The 9402-nt window shown below is 69.4% G+C and carries 7 protein-coding genes and 1 tRNA gene; 3 read left to right on the forward strand and 5 right to left on the reverse strand.

Annotated features, from left to right (window positions below; all coding sequences use genetic code 11):
- Positions 1-8 precede the first annotated feature (8 nt).
- Entirely contained in the window at positions 9-581 is a 573-nt protein-coding gene (locus tag ASD79_RS13900) for an AraC family transcriptional regulator (RefSeq protein ID WP_056722588.1), read from the forward strand.
- A gap of 576 nt (positions 582-1157) precedes the next feature.
- Here ASD79_RS13900 and ASD79_RS13905 read toward each other — a convergent pair.
- The 3 genes from ASD79_RS13905 to ASD79_RS13915 form a co-directional block, all read right to left on the reverse strand.
- Positions 1158-1231, reverse strand: a tRNA-Cys gene (locus ASD79_RS13905).
- Between the two features lie 87 nt (positions 1232-1318).
- Positions 1319-2383: a class I SAM-dependent methyltransferase gene (locus ASD79_RS13910; RefSeq protein WP_056722589.1), complete on the reverse strand. Its 1065-nt coding sequence runs from the start codon at positions 2381-2383 to the stop codon at positions 1319-1321.
- Between the two features lie 43 nt (positions 2384-2426).
- Positions 2427-3653, reverse strand: a complete 1227-nt coding sequence (locus ASD79_RS13915) for a class I SAM-dependent RNA methyltransferase (protein WP_056722592.1) — start codon at positions 3651-3653, stop codon at positions 2427-2429.
- A 251-nt stretch (positions 3654-3904) separates the two neighbouring features.
- Between ASD79_RS13915 and ASD79_RS13920 the strand changes: the two genes are divergently transcribed.
- The gene (locus tag ASD79_RS13920; RefSeq protein WP_056722593.1) at positions 3905-4546 is read left to right on the forward strand and encodes a hypothetical protein; all 642 of its coding nucleotides are present in this window, start codon (positions 3905-3907) and stop codon (positions 4544-4546) included.
- 88 nt (positions 4547-4634) lie between these two features.
- On the opposite strand, the gene ASD79_RS13925 is transcribed toward ASD79_RS13920, so the two are convergent.
- Positions 4635-5378, reverse strand: coding sequence for a TlyA family RNA methyltransferase (locus ASD79_RS13925; RefSeq protein WP_056722595.1), 744 nt, complete (start codon positions 5376-5378; stop codon positions 4635-4637).
- A 101-nt stretch (positions 5379-5479) separates the two neighbouring features.
- Between ASD79_RS13925 and ASD79_RS13930 the strand changes: the two genes are divergently transcribed.
- Positions 5480-6979: an amidase gene (locus ASD79_RS13930; protein ID WP_056722597.1), complete on the forward strand. Its 1500-nt coding sequence runs from the start codon at positions 5480-5482 to the stop codon at positions 6977-6979.
- Between the two features lie 133 nt (positions 6980-7112).
- Here ASD79_RS13930 and ASD79_RS13935 read toward each other — a convergent pair whose 3' ends face one another.
- Complete coding sequence (locus ASD79_RS13935; protein ID WP_056722598.1) at positions 7113-8876, reverse strand: class I adenylate-forming enzyme family protein; 1764 nt, start codon at positions 8874-8876, stop codon at positions 7113-7115.
- Positions 8877-9402 lie beyond the last annotated feature (526 nt).

Below are 9402 nucleotides of genomic sequence, written 5' to 3' on the forward strand. Positions count from 1 at the left end.
GCTGTCCGATGCTGAACCCTACGAACCTCGAAATCCATCGCCGCGAAATCAACGACAGGTCGCCGGCCTCCACCCTGCCCCGCGACCAGACCCTGATCCTGGCGCAACTCGTCATCGACGCCTCGCGGTCCTTCGATCGCGATCCCGACACCGCCCGCGAACTGGTGTTCCGCGCCAGCAAGCTGCTCGAGGCCGAGGTGGCGCGCCTGACCCACGACCAGCAGGTCGGCAAGCTGGCCCCCTGGCAGGTCCGCACCGCGACGGCCTTCATCGACAGGAACAGCGACCGCAACCTGCAGGTCCGCGACGTGGCGGCCGCCGTCCGGCTGAGCCCGAGCTACTTCTCGCACGCCTTCAAGGAGAGCTTCGGCCAGGCCGCCAAGAGCTACATCATCGAGCGGCGCATCGCGCGGGCCAAAGCCCTGATGCTCAGCACCGCCGACGGCCTGGCCCACATCGCCCTGGCCTGCGGCTTCTCCGACCAGGCCCACTTCTGCCGCACCTTCGGCGGCCTGGTCGGCCAGACCCCCAGCCGCTGGCGACGCAACCACCAGGAACGCCCCGCCGACCTGGCGGCCTGATCGTTGCTCGCCCTGGGGGCGCGGCCGCCATCTCGGCCTGCCCCACGCGTCGATTGCGGGAGGTTGGCGGCGGCGCCATGCTCAAGCCGCGGCGATTGATTGCTCGCCGACGCGGAATCCCAGCGATGGTCGCAGCACTCGGATCAGGAGATAGAATCCTCCGTCGCGGCGACGAGGCCGTCGCGCTCGCACGAAGCGGCCTTGAGCGGAATGGGCACACGATCCTGGCCGCCACACGATCGTCCCTGACGGTCCAGGCCCCGAGCGGTCGTACCTACACGGCGCGGGTGCGCAGTCTGTCCGCGCCAAACGGATGGATTCTCCGCACGGACGGATCACGGCCATCTCCCGACATATGGCTGCTGGTAACGGTCATGAACGGGACGGTCCGAGTTGTTCCATCGGCCGATGCTGGGCGCTTGGTAGAGGCCCAGAACGCTCGTTTACGACGAACGGTTGGCTACCCTGTCCAGGGGTTCAACTACCGCGACGCGGATGATTATGCCGGGCGTTGGAACCTGCTGCCGGCATAGCCAGCACCTCCAGTTGGCGCGCACATCGCTCAATTCGGAAGGTTGGAGGCCTGGCCCGGAATCGAACCGGGGTGCACGGATTTGCAATCCGCTGCGTAACCACTCCGCCACCAGGCCATCCGGGTCAACGCAAGGTGCGTCGGCGAAGAGGTCGGTTCGATACAGGAGCCCGCCGGCCTAGGCAATGGTCATGATGCGGTTGGCTCAACCGACCTTTTCCAGCAACAGCGCCTTGGTCAGGAACGCCTGGTCCTGGCCCGCCACGCGCAGCCCGGCCGCGCCGAACAGGGCCGGCAGGTCGGTCTGGGCATAGGTCGAATAGTAGGGCTCGTGGAAATAGGCCGGGAAGGCCTCCAGCAAGCGCGACAGGTCGGGCTCGTCGACCGGCTGCACCGAATCGGCGAAGGCCAGCACGCCGCCGGGCTTCAGCACCCTGGCGATCTCGGCCGCCACCGCCGGCCGGACACCTGGCGGCAGCTCGTGGAACAGGTAGACGCAGGTCACGCCGTCCAGGCTGGCGTCGGCGAACGGCAGGGTCTCGGCGTTGGCCTGCACCCCGCCCCGCCTCGAACGGCTGCGGGCGGCGGCCAGATAGGCCCGCGACAGGTCCAGGCCGGCGATGGCGGCGCGCGGAAAGGCCCCGTCGAGGTCGCGCAGGAAGCTGCCCGAACCGCAGGCCAGGTCCACCAGCTTCAACCCGCGCTGGTCCTTGCCGCGCCAATGTCGGGCCAGCAGCGACAGGGCCCGCCGCCGCATCGCCCCGGCCGCGCCGGAGAACAGCGCCTCGACCTGGGCTTCATAGCGTCTGGCGCTGGCGTCGGTGAACCAGCCACCGGACTGATAGTGGAAGTTCTGGCGATAGTAGTTTGGATAGCCTTGGCTTTCCGGCTCGTCGCGCACCTCGACGCCGTCGCCCCGGCGGCGGCGCTGATCGACGGCGCGGGCGTCGGCGATGACGTCCAGGGCCTGGCGGAAGGCGGCGGCGGGGTTGCGGGGACCGTCCTCGACGGGCGGATAGAGGCCGGCGGCGACGTCGGCGGCGTCCTTGTCGAAGGCGCTCAGATAGGCCTTTCGCAGGCGGGCGGCCGAGACTGGCGGTCCCTGGGGCTCGAACTTGACCTTGGCGTCGCCGCGCGTGGGCTGGGCCAGGGCGCGGGTGACGCCGCCGGCCGCGGTCCACCAGGCGGCCTTGACCGCCGCCTTGGCCCGCTGGCTGGCGCCGTCCAGCGCGAAGGCGCCTCGGCCGCGATCCCCCGGTCGTTCGTTCATAGCCGTCTCCCGGACGACCCTCTCCCCGGAAGGAAGCGTCGTCCTAGCGCGAAAACACCCCGACCAGCTCAATATGGGGCGACCACAGGAACTGGTCCACCGGCAACACCCGCTCCAGGCGGAAACCGGCGTCGATCAGCACCTTGGCGTCACGGGCGAAGGTCGCCGGGTTGCACGAGACGCTGACCACCCGGGCCACCTTGGACAGACCGATCTCGACGCTCTGTTCCAGGGCCCCGGCGCGCGGCGGGTCGATCACCGCCACGTCGACCTTCTTGAGCTCGCTCGACAGCACCGGCCGGCGGGTCAGGTCGCGGGCCTCGGCGGTGATGGCCTTCAGGCCGGTGGCCGTGCCGACCGCGCCCTTCAGCGCGACGATGGCCGGGGCCGAGCTGTCGGCGGCGTGCACCGCCCCGATCTCGGCCAGGCGGAAGGTGAAGGTGCCGACGCCGCTGTAGAGGTCGACGATGCGGCTGGCGCCCTGGGCGGCCTCGACGGCGAACTCGACCATGGCCTTCTCGGCCTGGGGCACGGCCTGCAGGAAGCTGCCGGCCGGCAGGGCCACCACGGCCGGGCCCAGCTTCACCATCGGCTGGCGGGCCATGTAGATCATCTCGCCGGCCAGGGTGACGCGGGCGAAGTCGGCCTCGCCGGCGATCATCGCCGCCCGCACCCGGGCGTCGGCCGACAGGCCGCCGCTCTTGGCCTCGACGCCGGTGATGTCGATGTCCAGGCCCGTGGCGGTGAGGGTCACGTGCAGGGTCGGCGCCGACTTCGGATGCTCCATGAACGGCCCCGCCAGGCGGGTCAGGGCCGGAAAGGCCGCCACCAGCCGGGGGTTGGAGACCGGGCAGACCTCGATCTGGGCCAGGTTCCACGAGCGGCGCTCCTTGAAGCCCAGGCGCGCGCCGCCCTTGCCGCCCCGGGCGTGCAGCGCCACCCGGCGACGCGAGGCCGGCGGCGAGGCGAAGGTCGGCAGGATCTCGGTCTCCAGGCCCTCGCGGCCCAGCTGGATGCGGATCTGCTCGCGCTTCCAGTCCAGATAGGGCTCGATGGCCCAGTGCTGCAGGGCGCAGCCGCCGCAGACGCCGAAATGCGGGCAAGGTGGGGTCACGCGATCGGCGCTGGCCTCCAGCACGTCGATCAGCTCTCCGCGCGAGCCGCTCATCTGGGCCGTCACCAACTCACCAGGCAGGGTCAGCGGGATGAAGGCCCCTTGAGCCAAGCCGTCGCCCTGGGCGCCGACCGCCTCGATCCTCAACTCACGCATTCAAGACAGTTCCGTTCGTCCGTCGGAACCTTGACCGGTTCCGAGCATTTTCACAGGCGCCGGGGCGCCGCCATGCCCGCGCCACGATCGGCGCCGACAACAGCATTCGAAACGTCCCATAGCGCATTCAAGGCCGGGGCGGGTGAACGAAGATGAACGGGTCACTCAACAGCCGTTCATGAAGGCCTAGGCAGTTTGGCTGGGTAAGGCGGGTCCAGCGGATCGCCGGACCTGTTCGAGGGAGTTTTTCGATGATGTTCAAGACCGTTCTCGGTATCGCCGCCACCGCCGCTCTGGCGGGCGCGCTGGCCCCGACCCTGGCTTCGGCCCAGGCCTACGGCGCGTACGGCAACACCGGCGCCTACGCCAGCGGCGGCGCCTATGACAACAACGGCTACTATTACGACCCCTGCCGCCGCAGCACGACGCAGCGCGGTACGGGCGGTGGCCTGGCCGGGGCCGGCATCGGCGCGCTGATCGGCAGCGGCGTGGCCGCCAAGGGCGTCCGCACCGAAGGCGCCGTGCTCGGCGGCCTGGTGGGCGCCATCGCCGGCTCGGCCATCGGCAAGAACTCGGCGGCCTGCTCCCCGGGCCGCGCTCCGCCGCCCCCGCCGCCGGCCTACAACCAGGGTGCCTATAACCAGCCCTACGACAATCGCGGCCAGGGCTATGACGATCCCAGCTACAGCGAAAGCCGCTACGGCGATCGCGACGATCGCGGCGACTACAGCTACGAGTCCGAGCGCTCCTACACCGTGACCCAGGGCAGCCGCGCCGACGCCAACGGCTGCACCCTGGCCGAAAGCCCGATCTACCTGCCCGACGGCCGCACCCAGAAGCGCTTCGTGCGCGTCTGCCCGGACGCCTCGGGGCGCTACCAGGTCGTCGACTAGGTTCGGCTGTTTCTCAATTCGATTATCTTGGGGCCGCCCGCGTTCGCGCGGGCGGCCTTTTTGTTGGGTCTGGGCGAGGGTGGCGGAACTAGTCCTTCACCGCCCACAGCAGGTGCTCGACCTGCCCGTCGCCGCCGGTGATCGGGCTTTGCGTGACGCCCTTGATCGTCCAGCCCGAGGTCTCGACGAAGGCCGAGACCGAGGCGATGCAGTCGGTGATGATGGCGGGGTCCTTGACCAGGCCGTTCTTCCCCACCCGCTCGCGGCCGGCCTCGAACTGCGGCTTGATCAGGCTGACGAGGTCGGCGCCCGGTGCGGCCAGGTCCAGGGCGACCGGCAGGCATTTCTCCACCGAGATGAAGCTGACGTCGCTGACCACCAGGGTCGGCGTCTCGTCCAGATAGCCTTCGTCGAGAATCCGGGCGTCGACGCCCGACAGATCGACCACGCGCTCGTGATGGGCCAGGCGCGGATGCAACTGCTCGCGACCAACATCGCACGCGAACACCTTGACCGCCCCGCGCTCCAGCAGCACCTCGGTGAAGCCGCCGGTCGAGGCCCCGACGTCCAGCGCGACCTTTCCGGCGACCGCGATCGGCCACAGGTCCAGGGCGTGGACCAGCTTCAGGGCTCCGCGCCCGACCCAGGGATGCGGCGGACGGCCATCCAGCTTGACGGTGTCTTCGAGCAGTTCCGAAGGCTTGGCCACCGTCTTGCCGTCGGCCGTGATCAGGCCGGCCTCGATGGCGGCGCGGGCCTTGGCGCGGGTTTCGAACAGGCCGGTCTCGACCAGCAGGATGTCGGCGCGTTTGCGTGTCGGCGAAGAGTTCATGCGCGCGCTTTAGCACGACTTGCGGACAGCGCGCCTTCCGGTTCACAGTGATCACCGTTCACCGACGCGCCACAGACGTCGGACCGAGAGGGGAAACGCTCATGATGTTCAGCCGCCGGGGCCTGATGGCCGCCGCCGCGATCGCCGCCGCGCCGTCCGCCGTCCAAGCCAAGCCCAAGGCCGCCTCACCCGCGCCCTGGGGGCCGGACGCCGTCGAGCTGGCGGGCCGCATCCGCCGCAAGGAGGTCAGCGCGCTGGAGGTGACGGAAAAGGCCGTGCGCGACGCCGAGGCGTTGCAGGACCGGCTGGGCGCCCTGGTCACCTCCGACTTCGACCGGGCGATCGACAAGGCCAGGCGCCTGGACCAGACGCCCGGCCAACCGGCGGGTCCGTTCGCCGGCGTGCCGTTCCTGGTCAAGGACCTGGACGACTATGTCGGCCTGCCCACGCGGTACGGCTCACGGGCCATGCTCCGGAACCCGCCGGCCAAGACCCAGGACGGCTATGTGGACGCCTTCGACCGGGCCGGACTGATCGTCATCGGCAAGTCGGCGACGCCGGAATACGGCTTCCTGCCGACCACCGAGCCGGTCGGGTTTGGCCCGACGCGCAACCCCTGGAACCTGGCCCACTCCAGCGGCGGCTCCTCCGGCGGCGCCGCGGCGGCCGTGGCGGCGGGGATCACCCCCTTCGCCCACGCCAGCGACGGTGGCGGCTCGATCCGTATCCCGGCCTCCAACTGCGGCCTGTTTGGCTTGAAGCCGTCGCGCGGCCGGATGATTCTGGGGCGGCCGCCTTCGCGCGCTCTGGACCTCTCGGTCTATCATTGCGTCAGCCATAGCGTCCGCGACAGCGCCACCCTGTTCGCGGCGACCGAGCGTGGCGGCGGGGACGCGGTCTTTCCCGCCGTCGGCCTGACCACCCGGCCCGGCAAGCGGCGGCTGCGGGTCGGGCTGCTCACCGATACGATGCTCGGCGGCAAGCCGGACCCGGAGGTGCGCGAAGCCGTCGAGACCGCCGCCAAGCTGATGCAGTCCCTGGGCCACAAGGTCGAGCCGACCGCCTGGCCGGTGAACGGCGCGGCGTTCGGCCAGGACTTCCTCGCCTTGTGGGCCAGCGGCGCGGCCGACCTCGTCGCCCGGGTCGCCAAGGCGGCCGGCCGCCAGCCAGACGGGACGATGCTGGACCCCTTCACCCTGGCCATGGCCGACCTGGTGAACCAGATGCCGGCGGGCGGGCTGGAGAAGGCCGTGGCCAACCTCAACGCCGCCGGACGGGCCTATGACGGCTGGTTCGCGCGCTATGACGTGATCCTGTCGCCGGTGCTGGGCACACCGCCCGCCCCGCTGGGCTGGGTCGCACCGACCGTGGACATTCCGGCCCTGACCGAACGGCTCAACGCCTATGTCGGCTACACCACCTTGCACAACGTGGCCGGGGCGCCGTCGATGAGCGTGCCGCTGCACTGGACCAAGGCCGGCCTGCCGGTCGGAGTGCAGTTCGCCGGGCGGGCCGGGGCGGAGAAGACGCTGCTGGAACTGGCGTTCGAGCTGGAAGCGGCCCAGCCTTGGGCGTGGAGGAAGCCGCCGGTGAGCGTGTAGCGACCACCAGTTCCAAGAACCTCCCCCTGTGGGGGAGGCGGCGCGAAGCGCCGGTGGGGGGAGCCGGCCAACCTCGGCAAACTCCCCCCACCGTCGGCTTCGCCGACACCTCCCCCACAGGGGGAGGAATAGCCTACCCCTCCACGAACACCTTCTTCAGCTCGTTCTTCATGATCTTGCCGTTGGCGTTGCGCGGCAGGGTCTCGGGCCAGAACACCACCTTCACCGGCACCTTGAAGGCGGCCAGGCGGTCGGCGACGAAGGCCCGCAGTTCGGCCTCGGTGGCGGTCGCGCCGGGCTTGAGGGTGACGACGGCGGCCGGCTCCTCGCCCAGGGTCTTGTGCGGGATGCCGACCAGGGCGGCGTCCATGATCGCCGGGTGCTCGTAGAGCAGGTTCTCGACCTCGATGCAGTAGATGTTCTCGCCGCCGCGGATCAGCATGTCCTTGGCCCGGTCGATGATGTAGCAGAAACCCTCTTCGTCCAGCCGCGCCAGGTCGCCGGTCTTGACCCAGCCGTCGACGAAGGTCTGGGCGGTGGCTTCCGGCTTGTTCCAGTAGCCCTTCACCACCTGCGGGCCCTTGCACCACAGCTCGCCGACCTCGCCGATCGGCAGCTCGCGGTGCGGTTCCTCGACGGTCATGATCTTCAGGTCGGTGACCGGCACGGCCGGGCCGCAGCTGTCGGGACGGTTCTCGTAATCCTCGGCCGAATTGCTGGTGGCCGTGGCCGAGGTCTCGGTCATGCCCCAGCCGTTGCCGGCCGACGACTTGGGCCAGATTTCCTTGATCTTGCGGACCAGTTCCGGAGCCGACGGCGCGCCGCCATAGGCGATGGCCTCCAGCGACGACAGGTCGTACTTCTCGCGGTTGGGATGCTCGATGATCTGCCAGGCGATGGTCGGCACCCCGCCCATCTGGGTCAGGCGCTCGTCCTGGATCAGTTGCATGGCCTTGTCGGGATCCCACTTGCGGATCATCGCCAGCTTGGCGCCAGCGAACAGCGACGGGTTCATCACCGCGAAACAGCCGGTGGCGTGGAAGAACGGCACCGAGATCAGCGAGCCCTTCTGCGGCAGGCTGGGGTCGGGCTGGGGCGGGACCTCGCCGCGACGCAGGAAGCCGCGGGCCCCGGCGGCGGCGGCGGCGAAGATGTTGCTGTTGACGTTGCGATGGGTGCCCAGGGCGCCCTTGGGCTTGCCGGTGGTGCCGGAGGTGTAGAAGATCGTCGCGTCGTCTTCCGGACCCAGCTCGACGGTCGACAGCGGCTTTTCGTCCAGCTTGATCCAGTCGTTGGGACAGCCGATCACCTTCTCCATCCGCTTGACGTAGGGATGGGCGATCTCTTCCTTCGAACGGCTGACATAGACCAGCTTCAGGTCGGGGCAGTTGTCGAAATGCTCGGTCAGGCGCTCGAAGCGCTCGACGTCCATGATCGCCACCGAGGCCCCGGAATCGACCAGGCCGTATTCCAGCTCCTGTCCGGTCCACCAGGCGTTCAACGGAGTCATGATCGCGCCGATCGACTGGCCGGCGTAGAAGGCCACCGGCCATTCGGGCAGGTTGCGCATGATCAGGGCGACCCGGTCGCCCTTCTTGACGCCGGAAGCTTCCAGCTCGGCGGCGAACACCGTCACCGCGCGGTAGAAGGCCTCGAAGCTGACCCGCTCGTCCTCGTGGACCAGGAAGATCTTTTCGCCATGGGCGCGGCCCACCAGCAGGGTGTCGCGCAGGGTGGGCGGGCAGTTCTTCCAGACCCGGGTCTTGACGCCCCGGATGTCGATTTCTTCCATTTCGCCGGGCGTGCCGGGCTGGGTGATCAGGGCGTAGGCCTGTTTCACCGACATGGCCGGCCACGGAACGGCGGCGGGGGCAGGCGCTGCGGCGGCCTGGGTCATCGTTACTCTCCCGGTGTTGTGGTCGCGCTTCGCTGGACGAGCACGTTCAAGGCTGAGAAAGCACAGGCGGCGACGGGATGCAAACGTCCGTTCGAACGTAAGGGAACGTTGTTTAGTTAGGGGGCGGGAATTGGTCGGTTGGGGTAACGAGGTTCGACGGAAACCATCAGCTCCTCCCCCTGTGGGGGAGGCGGCCGAAGGCCGGTGGGGGGAGTTGTAGGATCGTTGATCCGGGTTGTTGCCATCTGCCGATCACTCCCCCCTCCGTCGGCTGCGCCGACACCTCCCCCAGAGGGGGAGGACTTGGGACACACGGCTTCGCCGCTTCACGCGGTGACCCGCTGAAGAGATTGGGGAGGGTCGCGAAGCGCCCGGGCTCCGCCCGGAAGGTTTGCGTTTTTGAGTACCGTTTCGACGAAGTCTGGCGCTTCGCGTGGAACCGTTGTTCGAGAGCGTCCGGTAGGCAGTGGTTTTATCACTTAGCCGGTCTGCATTCGCCCCCGACGGGCGGGCCAGGGCGGCGAGC

Source organism: Caulobacter sp. Root655 (genome assembly GCF_001427665.1).
In the GTDB taxonomy this organism is placed as follows: domain Bacteria; phylum Pseudomonadota; class Alphaproteobacteria; order Caulobacterales; family Caulobacteraceae; genus Caulobacter.